The sequence below is a fragment of the Mycobacterium sp. 5-140-3-2 genome, from assembly GCF_035666375.1.
GTDB lineage: Bacteria > Actinomycetota > Actinomycetes > Mycobacteriales > Mycobacteriaceae > Mycobacterium > Mycobacterium intracellulare.
This window is the reverse complement of record NZ_CP142025.1, coordinates 1,012,490-1,027,866: the sequence shown is the minus strand read 5'-3', so window position 1 is coordinate 1,027,866 and position 15,377 is coordinate 1,012,490. Positions and strand designations below refer to the sequence as shown.

12 protein-coding genes are annotated in these 15,377 nt (G+C 68.1%); 5 read left to right on the top strand and 7 right to left on the bottom strand.

All coding sequences use genetic code 11. The features are described from left to right. Position 1: 1 nt before the first annotated feature. Positions 2-3,310, bottom strand: a complete 3,309-nt coding sequence (locus P6281_RS05150; protein ID WP_442757117.1) for a helix-turn-helix transcriptional regulator — start codon at positions 3,308-3,310, stop codon at positions 2-4. Between the two features lie 140 nt (positions 3,311-3,450). Here P6281_RS05150 and P6281_RS05145 point away from each other — a divergent pair, with 140 nt between their 5' ends. The 4 genes from P6281_RS05145 (at position 3,451) to pth (ending at position 7,407) form a co-directional block, all read left to right on the top strand. Beyond that, a complete protein-coding gene (locus P6281_RS05145) occupies positions 3,451-4,692 on the top strand; it encodes a cytochrome P450 (RefSeq protein WP_009952965.1) in 1,242 nt (413 codons plus the stop codon). Next, the gene (locus P6281_RS05140) at positions 4,689-5,558 is read left to right on the top strand and encodes an oxidoreductase (protein WP_014379330.1); all 870 of its coding nucleotides are present in this window, start codon (positions 4,689-4,691) and stop codon (positions 5,556-5,558) included. The genes P6281_RS05145 and P6281_RS05140 overlap by 4 nt, the downstream gene beginning before the upstream one ends. 595 nt (positions 5,559-6,153) lie before the next feature. Next, positions 6,154-6,819 carry a 50S ribosomal protein L25/general stress protein Ctc gene (locus P6281_RS05135; RefSeq protein WP_008254200.1) on the top strand — a complete coding sequence of 222 codons (666 nt, stop codon included), beginning with the start codon at positions 6,154-6,156 and terminating at the stop codon, positions 6,817-6,819. Between the two features lie 12 nt (positions 6,820-6,831). Next, positions 6,832-7,407: an aminoacyl-tRNA hydrolase gene (gene pth / locus P6281_RS05130; protein WP_008254198.1), complete on the top strand. Its 576-nt coding sequence runs from the start codon at positions 6,832-6,834 to the stop codon at positions 7,405-7,407. A gap of 10 nt (positions 7,408-7,417) precedes the next feature. Here pth and P6281_RS05125 read toward each other — a convergent pair whose 3' ends face one another. The 5 genes from P6281_RS05125 to P6281_RS05105 all read right to left on the bottom strand — a co-directional run bounded on the left by P6281_RS05125 (position 7,418) and on the right by P6281_RS05105 (position 13,447). Then, positions 7,418-9,052 carry a fatty acyl-AMP ligase gene (locus P6281_RS05125; RefSeq protein ID WP_008254197.1) on the bottom strand — a complete coding sequence of 545 codons (1,635 nt, stop codon included), beginning with the start codon at positions 9,050-9,052 and terminating at the stop codon, positions 7,418-7,420. A 337-nt stretch (positions 9,053-9,389) separates the two neighbouring features. Beyond that, complete coding sequence (locus P6281_RS05120; protein WP_043954503.1) at positions 9,390-10,346, bottom strand: 4-(cytidine 5'-diphospho)-2-C-methyl-D-erythritol kinase; 957 nt, start codon at positions 10,344-10,346, stop codon at positions 9,390-9,392. 58 nt (positions 10,347-10,404) lie between these two features. Beyond that, a complete protein-coding gene (rsmA, locus tag P6281_RS05115) occupies positions 10,405-11,346 on the bottom strand; it encodes a 16S rRNA (adenine(1518)-N(6)/adenine(1519)-N(6))-dimethyltransferase RsmA (protein ID WP_014379327.1) in 942 nt (313 codons plus the stop codon). Next, entirely contained in the window at positions 11,310-12,437 is a 1,128-nt protein-coding gene (locus tag P6281_RS05110) for a resuscitation-promoting factor (RefSeq protein ID WP_008254190.1), read from the bottom strand. Before P6281_RS05110 ends, rsmA begins: the two co-directional genes overlap by 37 nt. Positions 12,438-12,604: 167 nt before the next feature. Continuing rightward, positions 12,605-13,447: a TatD family hydrolase gene (locus P6281_RS05105; protein ID WP_080587983.1), complete on the bottom strand. Its 843-nt coding sequence runs from the start codon at positions 13,445-13,447 to the stop codon at positions 12,605-12,607. Positions 13,448-13,465: 18 nt separating this feature from the next. Here P6281_RS05105 and metG point away from each other — a divergent pair, with 18 nt between their 5' ends. Then, a complete protein-coding gene (gene metG, locus P6281_RS05100; protein WP_014383954.1) occupies positions 13,466-15,010 on the top strand; it encodes a methionine--tRNA ligase in 1,545 nt (514 codons plus the stop codon). Here metG and P6281_RS05095 read toward each other — a convergent pair. Next, positions 15,007-15,366: a nitroreductase/quinone reductase family protein gene (locus tag P6281_RS05095; RefSeq protein WP_009954286.1), complete on the bottom strand. Its 360-nt coding sequence runs from the start codon at positions 15,364-15,366 to the stop codon at positions 15,007-15,009. The genes metG and P6281_RS05095 overlap by 4 nt on opposite strands. Positions 15,367-15,377 lie beyond the last annotated feature (11 nt).

The window sequence follows — 15,377 nt, the reverse complement described above, 5'->3', positions numbered from 1 at the left end:
TTCAGGAGCGACGGCCCGCTTCCTGCACCAGCTGGACCCGGGATGTCAGGCCGAGCTTCGAGTAGACGTGGGTGAGGTGCGTCTGGACGGTGCGCGGCGAGATGAAAAGCCGCGCGCCGATCTCCTTGTTGCCCAGGCCTTCACGGACCAGGCGTACCACATCGTTCTCCATGGGCGTCAGCGATTCCCAGCCGCTACTCGGGCGTTTGCGTTCGCCACGCCCGCGTTGCGCGTAGGCGATCGCCTCTTCGGTGGATAGCGCGGCCCCTTCCGCCCAGGCGGCGTCAAAGGCATTCTGCCCCAATCCTTCTCGTATGGCCGCCACTGCCGAGTCGTAGCCCTCCCGATACAACGCAAAGCGGGCATGACCCATGCGCTCGCGGATCGCGGCGGACGCGCCGAGCAGGCGGGCCCCGTATGAATGGGTGCCGACGCCGGCAGCCAATCGGACGAGGCATTCCAACGCGTCGGCCACCCGCAGATATCCCTGGGTGCGGGCGGCGATCACGAGGGCTTCGTGTGCGTCGCGCTCGGCCTGGTCGAGATCGCCTTGGGCTAACGCGATGTGCGCCCGCACCGTTCGCGCACCCATTTGGTGCCAACCCGGGACCATCGCGACGGTGTCATCGACCCAACGGCGGGCGGCGGCGACGTCACCGCATGCCAGCGCGGCCTCGGCCATCGGATTGAAACACCTCGCGTAAAGCTCGCGCGCCGGAACCGTATGCCGCCACGCCTCTTCGGCTGCCTGCCGTGCGCCCGCGCCATCGCCGGTAATCAGGGCCGCATGCGCAAACATCGCATACATGGTGTCTCCGTAGAGTCCACCCATCGCCTCGGCGGCATTGAAGGCGGATCGCGCCGAGGTTAACAAGGTGGCCGCCCGCCCCTGGAAGGCGAGCACCTGTCCATAGCCCACTTGACCGAAGACCGTCATCGGGAGATCGCGGGCAGCCTCTGCTTCCTCGGCCAACGCATGCAGGACCTCTTGCGCCTCGGTGAGATGGCCCTGCATGCACAGCGCGAGACCCAACCACGTCCGACAGTTCCGGGAGAAGAACCGGTCGCCGAGCGCGTCGGCAAGTTCACGTCCTTCTTCCGCCGCCGCCCGCATCGGAATTGGTTCACCTGCATAGCAATTCGTCACCGCCAGATAGGCAAGAGTCTGACACAGACTCCACCGATCATCGATCGCACGAACCAGGTCGATGGCCTCGTCAACGTAGGACTCCAGTTTGTCGACCTCGTAGAGTGCCAATGCCCCCCGCCCGACCAGGGCCAGGGCGAGCAACGCCGGGACGTCGAGCTCACGAGCGATCGCCAACGCCTCGCGGGAACGGTCCACATCCCCGCGGGCCCCCGCCCACGCGCACAGCACACCGTGATAGGCGACCCCGCGCACCCAGGCCGCGGGCGTGACGTGCGATCGCGTTTCGTCGGTCAAGAGCGCGTCGAACCCCGCCAGTCCTTCCCGGAACCGCCCGCAGCGGATCCAGACCTGCTGTACCGCGGACACCAGCTCCAGCGCAATCTCCGGCTCGGATTTCTCCAGGCTCCAGCTGTAGGCGGCTCGCAGGTTGTCGATTTCGCTCTGTGCCCAATTCAACAGCGCCTCAAGGCCACTCAACCCATGTGACTCAAAGTCAATGGCCCTGGCCGTGTAGTAGTCGCGGTGGCGCGTGCGAACCTCGTCGGCCTCACCGGATTCGCCGAGCTTTTCCTGGGCGTACTGGCGCACCGTCTCCAGCAAGCGGTAGCGCATCCCGTCGGCGGTGTCGTCGGCGACGACGAGAGATTTGTCGACCAGCAAGCTCAATTGATCCAGCAGCTGGTAGCTTTCGACATCGCTGTCGGCGCCGACGGCTTGGGCAGCATCCAGGTCGAAACCGCCGGCGAACGCGGCCAGCCGCCGAAACAGCACCTGCTCCGGTTCTGTCAGTAGCGCGTGCGACCAATCCACCGACGCTCGCAGCGTCTGCTGGCGCCGCACCGCGGTGCGCGCACCCCCGGTGAGCAACCGGAACCGGTCATGCAGGCTGTCCACGATCTGATGCAACGACAGCGCCCGAACCCGCGCGGCGGCGAGCTCGATCGCCAATGGCATGCCGTCCAGACGCTCGCAGATCTGCTCGAGCAGTGCCCGGTTTTCCTCTGTCACAACGAATTCGGGACGGGCACGCCGCGCCCGGTCGGTGAACAATTCGATGGCCTCGTCGGCAAGGGACAGCGACGGAACCCGCCAGCTCAGCTCCCCGGGCAAGCCCAGCGGCTCGCGGCTGGTGGCCAGGATCGTCAATTGTGGGCAGGCCGCCAGCAATTCGATGGCCATCGCGCCGCACGCGTCAAGCAGGTGCTCACAGTTGTCGAGCAGCAGCAAGATCTTCTTGTCGCCGAAGAACCGAACGAGCAGATCCATGGTGGAGCGGCCCGGTTGATCGGGCAGTCCCAGCGTGCGGGCGACGGTCACCGGCGCCACTTCCGGGATGGTGATCGGCGCGAGGTCGACGTACCAGACCCCATCGGAGAAGTCCGCGGCCACTCGTGCGGCGCTTTCGACGGCCAGCCTGGTCTTTCCCGCGCCGCCGGCTCCGGTCAGCGTCACCAGCCGGTTGGCGGTGACGATGTCCCGCAATTCGCCCAGTTGCGCTTGGCGGCCGACAAAGCTCGTCAACTGGGCGGGAAGGTTCTGCGCCACAACAGCTGTGCGGACGCGCAGCGGCGGGAACTCGTTGCGCAGGTCCGGATGACACACCTGCACGACCCGTTCGGGACGCGGGAGGTCCCGCAAGGGATGGCTGCCCAGATCGGCCAGCCAGACGTCCTCGGGAAGGCGGTCGACGACCAGCGATTCGGTCACCCCGGACAACACGGTCTGGCCACCATGCGCCAAGTCGCGCAGCCGCGCGGTGCGATTGATCGTCGGGCCGGCGTAGTTGGCGTCGTCGCGCAGCTGGATCTCGCCGGTGTGGATTCCGATGCGCAGCCGGATCGGGGCCAGCGGGGCCCGCTGCAACTCCAGCGCACATGCCACCGCGTCGGACGCCCGCGCGAAGGCGGCCACAAAGCTGTCGCCCTCACCCTGTTCGAGCGGGCGCACCCCGTCGTGCGAGGCGATCGCTTCGTTCACCGTCTTGTTCAGCTGGACCAGCGCGGCCGTCATCTCCTCGGGTCGCGTTTCCCACAGCCGCGTCGAGCCCTCGACATCGGCCAGCAGCAACGTCACCGTTCCGGTCGGCAGCAACTCGACCACGCCCAAATCGTCCCAGGTTAGCGACGGTATTTCCGCATGTTGGCTCATGTTAGTCAGCATCGCCTCCGCCGACTAGGCAAAACATCGGCCAATACGCGCAGATCGCCTTCGCGCGGCGCGCGGATCTACGACCCCCGGGCCGTAGATCTACGCGCCAGGGCGGATGGTCTTTGCAGCGCGGCGCCGGATAGTCGACTGCCATGACCACTCTCATCAGCGGATGCCCGAACGTTTTCGACGCCGGCCTACCCGTCATTGCCTATGATCACCTCACCGATCCCGACGCGGCGCACCGCGTCATCGACGACGCCCGCGAGCTGTCACCGATCGCCGTCGGCCCGCACGGACCGGAGGTGTTGAGTTACGAGCTGGTCCGGACGGTGTTGCGCGACAGCCGATTCGTCACCGCGCACGGCCTCGGGCTCGGCCTGCAAGGCGTTACCTCCGGCCCGCTGTGGGACAGGGCCATCAGCAACATCCTCGGACTCGACGGCGCCGCACATCACCGGCTGCGCCGCCTGGTGTCGAAGGCCTTCGCACCGCGGGGCGCGGAGCGGCTGCGCGCCCTCGTCATCCAGATCATCGACGGCCTGGTCGACCCGCTCGCCGAGGCGGGGCACTGCGACGTCGTCGCCGACATCGCTCGCCGCTACCCGACGCCGGTCATCTGCGCGTTGCTGGGTGCGCCGCCGGAGGATTGGCACCTGTTCAGCGACTGGACCGATGACATCAAGAAGATCTTCGATTGGAACGTCGCCGAAGACGGCCCGGCGATCCTGGCCGCGTGGGATCAACTCGACGCCTACCTCGAGGAGTTGATCGCGCGGCGGCGCGCGTCGCTGTCCGACGACCTGATTTCGGAGCTCATCCGGAGCGAAGACGATGGAGACCGGCTCACCCACGACGAACTGCTCATGCTGTGCGCGACGCTGCTCGGTGCCGGAACCGACACCACCCGCAACCAGCTCGCCGCGGCGGTGCAGGTGTTGGCCGACCAGCCCGATCAGTGGGCGCTGCTCGCCCAGCATCCCGAGCTGGCCGCCAACGCGGTTCACGAGCTGATGCGTTACTACCCAATCGTTTTCGGCACCATCCGGGAAACCGTCGAAGACGTCGAGCTGGCCGGGGTGTGCATTCCCGCCGGCACCCTGGTGCTCGCCAATACCGCCGCGGCCAACCGCGACGCGAGCGTGTACGACCGGCCCGACCGCGTCGACATCACGCGTGAAGACCCGCCGGCGATGCTCACCTTCGGTGGCGGCGTGCACTTTTGCCTCGGCGCCCACCTCGCGCGCCTCGAATTGACCGAGGCACTGCGGGTGATCACCCGACGCATGCCCAACCCCCGCCGCACCGGACCGGCACCGTGGAAAGCCATCAGCGGCATCACCGGACCGACGACCCTGCCGCTGGCGTTCGATGTCGGTACTGTTCAGCCATGACGAACTGGACCGCCGCAGACCTTCCGTCGTTCGCCGAACGAACCGTCATCATCACCGGTGCCAACAGCGGGTTGGGCGCCGTGACCGCACGCGAACTGGCGCGCCGCGGGGCCACGATCGTCATGGCCGTGCGCGACATCCGCAAGGGCGAGACCGCCGCCCGGACCATGGCCGGCCAGGTCGAGGTGCGTGAACTCGACCTACAGGACCTGTCGTCGGTGCGCCGGTTCGCCGACGGGGTGGGCACCGCCGACGTGCTGATCAACAACGCCGGCATCATGGCGGCCCCGTTCTCCTTGACCGTCGACGGCTTCGAGAGCCAGATCGGCACCAACCACCTGGGCCATTTCGCACTGACGAACCTGCTGCTGCCCAAGCTGAGCGACCGGGTGGTGACCGTGTCGTCGATGGCGCACTGGCCGGGACGCATCAGGCTCGACGACCTGAACTGGCAGGCGCGCCGGTACTCGCCGTGGCTGGCCTACAGCCAGTCCAAGCTCGCCAATCTGCTGTTCACCAGCGAGTTACAGCGACGCCTGGCCGCGGCCGGATCCCCGCTGCGCGCGATCGCGGTCCATCCCGGCTACTCGCACACCAACCTGCAGGGCGCCTCGGGCCGCAAGTTGGGTGACGCGCTGATGTCGGCCGCGACCCGGGTGGTCGCCACCGACGCCGATTTCGGCGCGCGGCAGACCCTGTACGCGGCGTCGCAGGATTTGCCCGGCGACACCTTCGTCGGCCCGCGATTCGGCTATCTGGGCCGCACCCAACCGGTGGGGCGGAGCCGGCGGGCCAAGGACGCGGCCATGGCCGCCGAGCTGTGGGCGCTGTCCGAGCAGCTCACGAAGACGCAATTCCCCCTCTGAAGTCACATGGGTCACGCTGGCCCCAGGTGTCCCTGGCCGAGGGGATGGGCCTTTTGCCCACCTCCGAGCGACAACCGCGGCCGCCCGGCGCGCAACCCGGCGGGCGGACCCGGCGACACCCGGTGCGCAACCCTTACCGCACCCGGCGCGCAATCCCGGCGTCGGCCGGCGCGCAACCCTTACCGCACCCGGCGCGCAATCCCGGCGTCGGCCGGCGCGCAACCCCGGCGGCACCGCGCCTCGCCGTCCGCAGCGCGCCTCGCCGTCCGCACCGCGCCTCGCCGTCCGAACCGCGCCTCGCCGTCCGCGCGGCGCCCCTTTGTCGCTCGGAGGTGGGCACTTGCAACATCTCCCGGAGGAGCGACGGGAGTGACAGGAGTGACAAGCGTGGCGTCCGCGCCCGACCACGCCCTCCGCGCCGGGCGCCGAGACCACGCCCGGCGCCGAATTTCCCCTCTGAGGTGCACATGCGATAACCTGACCGGGCGTCACGGCGAGGGTAGCTGGCTGGCCAGCACCGTTATCGACGGAGACCGACGATCTGTCGCGAACCTGGCCGTGCCCCGAACCACCGAGCACACACAGGAGCGACACGATGGCTGCCAAAACCCTCAACCAGCTCAAGGTCACGGTGCGCGCCGAGACCGGCAAGGGTGCGTCCCGGCGAGCACGCCGCGACGGCAAGATCCCGGCCGTCCTCTACGGCCACGGCGCCGACCCTCAGCACCTCGAACTGCCCGGCCATGACTTCGCGGCCGTGCTGCGGCACGCCGGCACCAACGCGGTGCTGACCCTCGACATCGAGGGCAAGGAGCAGCTGGCGCTGACCAAGTCGCTCGACATCCACCCCATCCGCCGCACCATTCAGCACGCCGACCTGCTGGTCGTGCGGCGCGGCGAGAAGGTCGTCGTCGAAGTCCGCGTCGTCATCGAGGGCGACGCCGCGCCCGGCACGCTGGTGACCCAGGAAACCAGCACCATCGAGGTCGAGGCCGACGCCATGTCGATCCCCGAGCAGCTGACGGTGTCGGTCGAGGACACCGAGCCCGGCACCCAGTTCACCGCCGGACAGATCTCCCTACCCAAGGGCGTCAACCTGATCTCCGACCCGGAAATGCTTGTGGTCAACGTGGTTAACGCGCCGACGGCCGAGGAGCTGGCCGAAGAGGGCGCGGGCGAGGTCACCGAGGAGGCCGCGCCGGCCGAGGGCGAAGCCGAAGAGGCCGGCGAAGAAGAGGCCTCCGAAGCCGAGTCCGAGTAGGCGGATCGCAACATGGCCGAGCCGTTGCTGGTGGTCGGCCTGGGCAATCCCGGAGACAACTACGCCCGCACCCGACACAATGTCGGGTTCATGGTTGCCGACCTGCTCGCGGCGCGGATGGGTTCGAAGTTCAAGGCGCACAAGCGTTCCGGCGCCGAAATCGTCAGCGGCCGCCTCGTCGGACACTCGGTGGTGGTGGCCAAGCCGCGCTGCTACATGAACGAATCCGGCCGCCAGGTCGGCCCGCTGGCGAAGTTCTACTCGGTGACGCCGGGCGACATCATCGTCATCCACGACGATCTCGACTTGGACTTTGGCCGCATCCGGCTCAAGATCGGCGGCGGCGAAGGCGGCCACAACGGGCTGCGTTCGTTGGCTAACGCCCTGGGCAGCAAGGACTTTCAGCGGGTCCGCATCGGCATCGGCCGTCCGCCGGGACGCAAAGATCCGGCGGCGTTCGTGCTGGAAAACTTCAATGCCGCCGAGCGCACCGAAGTCCCCACGATCTGCGAACAGGCCGCGGACGCAACCGAATTGCTGATCGAACTGGGGTTAGAGCCCGCGCAGAACCGCGTCCACGCCTGGTAAGCGCAAAACCCTAGGTGACCAGGGTGACCGAGTTGGATCGCCGCAACTTGCCCGACGGCGTCTTCGGAATGGTCCCGGGACCGAGCACCACCACGTTGCGCGGCCGCACGTCGACCTCCGCCACCACCTCGCGGGCGACCTGGTGCTCGATGCGACGCACCTCGGCCTGGTCCTGGAAAGCGTTGGACTCCACGGCCACGGCGAACGTCTCGCGGGAGTGGCCGGCGTCCAGGCGCACCGCGACGGCGCAGCCGGGCCGCACCCCCTCGACGCGGCAGGCGGCGCGCTCGATGTCGGTCGGATAGATGTTGCGGCCGGCCATGATGATGACGTCCTTGACGCGGCCGCACACCACCACGTGGCCCTCCTCGGTCAGGTAGCCGAGGTCGCCGGTGTCATACCAGCCGTTCTCGTCCTGGGCCGAGATGAAGCCGCCCATGGTCAGGTAGCCGGGCGTCAGCGACTCGCCGCGCAGCTCGATCACGCCGACCCCGCGGGGCGGCATCACATCGCCGTTCTCGTCGATGATGCGCGCCTCGAGATCCTGCAGCAACGGACCGAGCGTGGCCAGCCTGCGGGTGTTGCCCTTGGTGGCGGGCACGGCACGACGCAGGGCGGCCAGCAGGTCGGCGTCGACCTCGTCGACGACCAGACCGGCGTTGCACTCCGAAAACGACACGGCCAGTGTGGTTTCGGCCATGCCGTAGGCCGGCAGGATCGCCGACGCATTCAGGCCGAACGGCTTGCCGGCATCGAGCAGGTCCTCGACGTCGGCGGGTTCGACGGGCTCGGCGCCGGACAGCGCGAAGCGCAGCGTCGACAGGTCGAAATCGCCGGGCTTGGCCTGCCGGCGCAGCCGCTTGGCCAGCAGCGCGTAGGCGAAGTTGGGCGCCGCGGTCATGGTGCCCTTGTACTTGTCGATGAGCTTGGCCCACAGCAGCGTGTCGCGCAGGAAGTCCATCGGGGTGACCTTGACCAGCTCGGCGCCGAAGTACATCGGGATGGTGAGGAAGCCGACCATGCCCATGTCGTGGAAGCAGGGCAGCCAGCTCACCATGACGTCCTTGTCGACGTCGTACTGGGCGCCGATGAACATCGCCTCGGCGTTGGAGTAGATGTTGCGGTGGGTGATCTGCACCGCCTTGGGGGAACCGGTCGAGCCGGACGTCAGCTGCATCAGCGCCAGCGCGTCCTCGCCGACCTCGACGGGGTCGATCGGCTCCGCCGTGAGCAGGTCGGCCACCGTGACGACCTTGATGCCCTTCTCCTCGAGCACCGGGATGGCCACCAGGAACGGCTCCGACACGACGACGGCCTTCGCCTCGATCATGCCGATGACGTTCATGGTGTCCTCGGCCCACACGGCCAGGTCGGTGCGCGGTGTGGGCTGGTGCAGCATGGTCAGGCTGGCGCCGCGCATCCACAGGCCCTGCGCCGTCGGCGCGATCTCCACCGGGAAGCCGGCGAGCACGCCGACCGCGTCGCCGGGCCCGATGCCCGCGGCGGCCAGGCCACCCGCGATACGACGCGCGCGCTCGTGGACCTCGCCCCAGGTGTGGCGGACTGGTTCGTGGGGTTCACCGGTAACCATGCCCGTCGTCACGGACCGGGCATTGCGGTACATCTTCTCGGTAAACCTGCTCACAAAAACCTCCTCGGTTCCAGCCCTCGTCCCAACGCCCGAAATCTCATATTCCGCCCGCTGGGTAATACTTCGCTGCAAGCACGCAAACACGGTTGGGCGGCGGTTAGGTCTCGGATCGGTGATGCGCCCCCGCCCGCCGCACCAGGGCGGCGGCCGGTCGCCCGGCATGCGTGAAACAGGCCCGACAAACCTTGTCGGGCCGTATGCATTAATCGCCCGCCGGCGCGCCCGGCGGACGATGGAATTAAGTGATCTTGCTCAACGCTTCCCGTCACCGCGCATTATCTTAAGCTCCTCTTAGGGAAGCGCAAAACTAATGCGCAAAATGGGAAAATATTCACACCTCGGTGGGCGCGGGGACCACCCGCGCCCCGACCACCGGCCCGCTGGCGACCCGCACCGTGCGGCACACCCCCGCTCCGGACACCTCGGTGCCGACGTCGACCGCCGCGGTGGCCGAGGGGCACAAGAAGGCACACGTCGGGCCCGAGCCGGAGACGATGCCCGCCAGCGCGCCGGCGTCCACGCCGGCCCGCAACGTGCGCCGTAGACCGGGATTCAGACTGACCGCGGCCGCCTGCATCTCGTTGCCCAGCAGCGGGGCCAGCTGCTCGGCATCGCCGGCGGCCAGGGCGGCCAGCACCGGCCCGGGCGCGGGCAGCCGCGGCGGGTCCCCCGCCTCCCGGAGCCGGTCCAGTTCGGTGAAGACCGCCGGCGTGAGCAGCTCGCTGTCGGCGAACGCCAAAACCCAGTGGAAGGTGTTGCGCGACAACACCGTCGCCAGCTCCTCACCCCGCCCGGTGCCCAACGCGGTGCCGCCGTGCAGCGCGAACGGCACGTCGCTGCCCAGCCGCGCGGCGAGCATGCGCAGGTCGCGGCGAGGCACGTTGAGTTCCCACAGGGAGTTCATGGCGACCAGCACCGCCGCCGCGTCGGCGCTGCCGCCGGCCATGCCGCCGGCCACCGGTATCGACTTGTCGATCATGATCGACACGTCCGGTGCCCGGCCGACGTGTTCGGCCATCAGTTCCGCCGCCTGCCAGGCGAGGTTGCGTTCATCGGTGGGCAGTTTGTCGGCGCCCTCGCCGACGATCTGGAGCGAGAGCACATCGGCATTGCGCACGGTCACCTCGTCGAGCAGCGAGACGGCCTGGAATATCGTCGTCAGCTCGTGATAGCCGTCCTCGCGGCGGTCACCGACCGCCAGGTAGAGGTTGACTTTTCCGGGCACCCGAACGGTGACCGACCCGGTGGGCACCCAAGCCGCAGCGGTATTGCCGTCAGACGCGGACACCGCAGCAGACTATCGCTGCGACCGGCCGAGCACGTAGCGGCGCCCGGACTTTCGGCGTTCAGCCGGCCGAGGTGGTGTGGGGGCTCGTCGCGGCGGCGCTGTGGGAGCGATCGGCGGAGCGCTGCAACAACCGCACGAAGTCGTCGATGGAGAGCGTCTCGCCGCGGCGCGCGGGATCGATGCTGGCAGCCAGCAACCGATCCGCCGACTCGTTGCCCGAGCCGGCCCAGTCCAGGAACGCGTTGCGACACGTCTTGCGGCGCTGAGCGAAGGCGATGTCCACCAGCTCGAACACCTGACGCCGGAACGCGTCGGCGGTGGGCCACGGCGAGGTCGCGTACCGGTCGATGCGAACCAGTCCGGAGTAGACGCGGGGAATCGGCCAGAACACGGTCGGCGAGACCGTGCCGCAACGGCGAACCGTGCCGAAGAAGCGAACCTTCACGCTGGGCACGCCGTACTCCTTGCCGCCGGGTTCGGCGGCAAGGCGTTCGGCGACCTCGGCCTGCACCATGACCGTCACGACCCGAATGGACGGGAACTCGGCGAGCAGGTGCAACAGCGCCGGGACCGCGACGTTGTAGGGCAGGTTCGCGACCACGGCGGTCGGCTGGACGTCCAGTTCGTCACGGCGAAGGGTCAAGATATCGCGGTTGAGCACGCTCAGGCGCTGGATTTCGCTGTGCGAGTGTTCGGCGACGGTGTCCGGCAATCGTTCGGCCAGCACCGGATCGATTTCGACGGCGGTGACGGGGGCGCCCCGGTCCAGCAGCGCGAGCGTCAACGAACCGAGGCCGGGGCCCACTTCCAGGACGTGGTCGGACCGACCGATCCCGGAGGTCGACACCACTCGGCGCACCGTGTTGGCGTCGTGGACGAAATTCTGGCCGAGCGATTTCCGTGGCCGAAACTCAAGTTCTTTGGCCAGCCGCCTGATCTCCGTGCGCCCGAGTAGCCGGATGGTCAGCGCGCACCAGCTCTTCCGCTGCACACTGGCCACGCACCCCAACCCTGGCGCTCTCGGGTCACCTCGGCGACGGTGATCTGCTCCTCGCGGGTGGCGAGGTCGGCGCGGGCGGCGAACCGCAACCCGCCGTTGCGCTCCCACGTGCCCTGGTCGAACTGCACACCGCCGTAATACCCGTTGCCGGTGTTGATCGCCCAGTTTCCGCCGGCCTCACAACCGGCGATCGCATCCCAGATGGAGCCGTCGCTGATCGGCGGCACCTCGGTGCCGGGCTTGGTGCCGACTCGTACCACCGATTCGCGGGCGGGCGTGATCACCGTGTTGGCGATCGGCAGGCGGCCGGTCTCGACCCCGTTGACGGTGGCCACCGAGAAGGTGACGTCCTGCGTGCCGGGGCTACCCGGGTCCTCGACCACCTGGCGGCTCATGTTCATTTCCGGATCTTCGATCCGGCGGGCGTTGGGCGGCAACGGGATCCGCTCGGTGACCTGCTGGATCCGGTTGCGGGTCACCTGGACTTCCATTCCGTCGACGATCGGCGTCGTCGCGGCGGGCACCACCTGGTCGCTCTCGAGCAGCGGCGCGCCGGCGGCGCTGAGCAGACCGGCGACGTTCGGGGCCGCCAGATGTACCGTGCGCACGGCGCCGCCGTCGTTGATGCGGACCGTCTTCGCGCTGACGACAGGCAGCGCCATCCCGGCCAGCGGGACGCGGCTACCGCGGTTGGCCGCGGCGGGGGCGGTGTCGGTCATCGCCAACTGGGCCAGCGCCTCGTCGACGGTGGACGCCGTGGTCCACACCTGCTTGGTGTCATGGCCGTCCAGCGAGATCTGCAACGGGCGGCTGCGCCGGAGCACGATCTTGCCGGCGTCGTGAACCGCGACATCGGCGGCGGGGTACAAATCGTCACGGTCGTCGATGACGAAGCCGTTCTCCTCGACGACGTCGATGACCCGCGACTTCATGGTCTTCACCTGCATGGCGACACCGTCGACGGTCAACGTCACCGTCTTGCACACCGAGATCGCATATCCGCCCGCGAATGCCAGGACTACCAGCAGCCCTCCGACCACGAGACGCAACATCGGCGAAGGATTCTGATGAAGTTTTGTCAATACACTCAACGCGCGCTACCCAACCCTCAGCAACCACTCATTTAGCAGCAGGTCATAAATTAAGGGCCCGCAGGCCCATACCGTTCGATCACAAGACGGTAACGAACTGGCCAATGTTGGGCAACTCTGGCGCGGCTGCGACACGGCGTGTCAACGGAATCGCCAGGTCAGTCGCCTCAATCGGCGGCCAATCCGTACACCCGTCGAGCGTTACTCGTCGTGACGTGAGCCAGCTCCTCGGGGCGACGATCCACCAGTTCGGCGATCGCCCGAACAGTATAAGGAAGGCAATACGGCTCATTGGCCGCCCCTCGGTAAGGATGCGGTGTCAAAAAAGGGGCATCGGTTTCCACCAGCAGCTGCTCCGGCGGAATCAACGGGACGGCCTCGCGCAGGGCGCGCGCGTTGCGGAAGCTGGCGGTGCCCGACAGACTCAGCAGCCATCCGGCGTCCACGCAGCGCCGCGCCATGGCGGCGTCCGAGGAAAAGCAGTGGAAGATCACGACGTCCGGGGCGCCCTCGGCGGCGAGCACGTCGAGCACCTCGGCGTCGGCCTCCCGATTGTGGATCATCAGCGGTTTGCCGCACCGCTTCGCCAGATCGATGTGCCAGGCGAAGGCCTCCCGCTGCACGGCGGGCTCGGCACAGCCGTCCAGCCGCCCGGGCCAATACATGTCCATGCCGGTCTCGCCGACCGCCACCACCCGGGGGTGGGCCACCAGGCGCTCGATCTCGGCGCGGGCGGCCTCGGTGAGCGCGTCGGCGCGGGTCGGGTGCAAGGCCGCTGCGGCATAAACCCGCCGGTCCCATTCGGCGGCGCGGGTGACCCAGCCCGCCGACTCCAGGTCGTCGGCGATGGTGACGACCGCACCGACCCCGACCGCCGCCGCGCGGTCGACGATGGCCCGCACTCCCTCGGCGTCGGTGGCGCCGCACGCGTCGAGGTGGGTGTGCGCATCCACGAGCGGGCTCAAGGGCTCGGGAGCCGGGGGCGGCTGGCGTTTGGAACTCACGCGCACACAATAGGGTGAACTGCGATGAGGCCGTATTACGTCACCACCGCAATCACCTATCCGAACGGCGATCCGCACATCGGGCACGCGTACGAATACGTCGCGACCGACGCGATCGCCCGGTTCAAGCGGCTTGACGGGTTCGACGTGCGGTTTCTGACCGGCACCGACGAGCACGGCCTCAAGATGGTGGAGACGGCGGCCGCCGAGGGCATCGGCACGGCCGAGCTGGCCCGCCGCAATTCGGATATGTTCCAGCGCCTGCAGGAGCGGTTGAACATCTCCTTCGACCGCTTCATTCGGACCACTGACCCCGACCACCACGAGGCGTCCAAAGAGATCTGGCGCCGGATGGCCGCCGCCGGCGACATCTACCTGGACACCTACTCGGGCTGGTACTCGGTGCGCGACGAACGGTTTTTCGTCGAATCGGAAACCAGACTCCTCGACGACGGGACCCGGGTGGCGGTGGAAACCGGCGCCCCGGTGACCTGGACCGAGGAACAGACCTACTTCTTCCGGCTCTCGGCGTATGCCGACAAGCTGCTGGCCCACTACGAGGCGAACCCGGACTTCATCGCGCCCGAGGTGCGCCGCAACGAGGTCGTCAGTTTCGTGGCGGGCGGCTTGCGCGACCTGTCCATCTCGCGCACCTCGTTCGACTGGGGCGTGCAGGTGCCCGAGCATCCCGACCACGTGATGTACGTCTGGGTCGACGCGCTGACCAACTACCTGACCGGGGTGGGCTACCCGGACACCGACTCGGAGATGTTCCGCCGCTACTGGCCGGCCGACCTGCACATGATCGGCAAGGACATCATCCGGTTTCACACCGTGTACTGGCCGGCGTTTCTGATGTCGGCCGGAATCGAGTTGCCGCGAAGGGTTTTCGCGCACGGCTTCCTGCTCAACCGCGGCGAGAAGATGAGCAAGTCGGTGGGCAACGTCGTCGACCCGGTCGCCCTGATCGAGGAGTTCGGCGTGGACCAGGTGCGTTATTTCCTGTTGCGGGAGGTCCCGTTCGGCCAGGACGGCAGCTTCAGCGAAGAGGCCATCATCACCCGGATCAACACCGACCTGGCCAACGAACTGGGCAACCTGGCCCAGCGGTCGCTGTCGATGATCGCCAAGAACCTGGGCGGCGTGCTGCCCGAACCCGGTGAGTTCACCGCCGCCGACACCGAACTGCTGGCGACGGCCGACGGCCTGTTGGAGCGGCTGCGGGCCAGCTTCGAATCACAGGCGATGCACCTGGCGCTGGAAGCGATCTGGCTGATGCTCGGCGAGGCCAACAGATACTTTTCGGCGCAGCAGCCGTGGGTCTTGCGCAAGAGCGAGTCGGAGGCCGATCAGCAGCGGTTCCGCACGGTCTTGTACGTCACCTGCGAGGCGGTTCGCATCGCGGCGCTGCTGGTTCAGCCCGTCATGCCCGAATCGGCCGGCACGCTGCTCGATCTGCTGGGGCAGGCGCAAGACCAGCGAACATTTGCCGCCCTCGGCGCGCGGCTGACTCCCGGCACGGTGCTGCCGCCCCCGACGGGCGTGTTCCCCCGCTACCAGAACGACTAGGCGAGGCGAACGCGGACGGTGACGCGCCCGTTGGCGTCCCTGTGTGCGATCGCATGTCCGGTCCGTTCGGCGCCGTCGAGCGTCAGCGACATCGGGGCGCCGTCGCCGACAAAGTTGCGCCACCACGTCTTGGCTTCGGGCATGTTCGCGGCGATCTCGATATCGTCGCCGCGGCGGCGGTAGGCCACCGGAATCGAAAACGTGCGCCCGGAACGTCGACCCGTGTAGGTGACGAGCGTGATGCTGCGCCTGAGGCCGGCGCCGAAGCGCGGCGAGGCCGCCATGGCCGCGACCGGTTTGTTCAACACTGGTGCCGCGCGCATCAACAGCCGTCCGATGTTCTTGCCCATGGTCATTGTCTCGATAT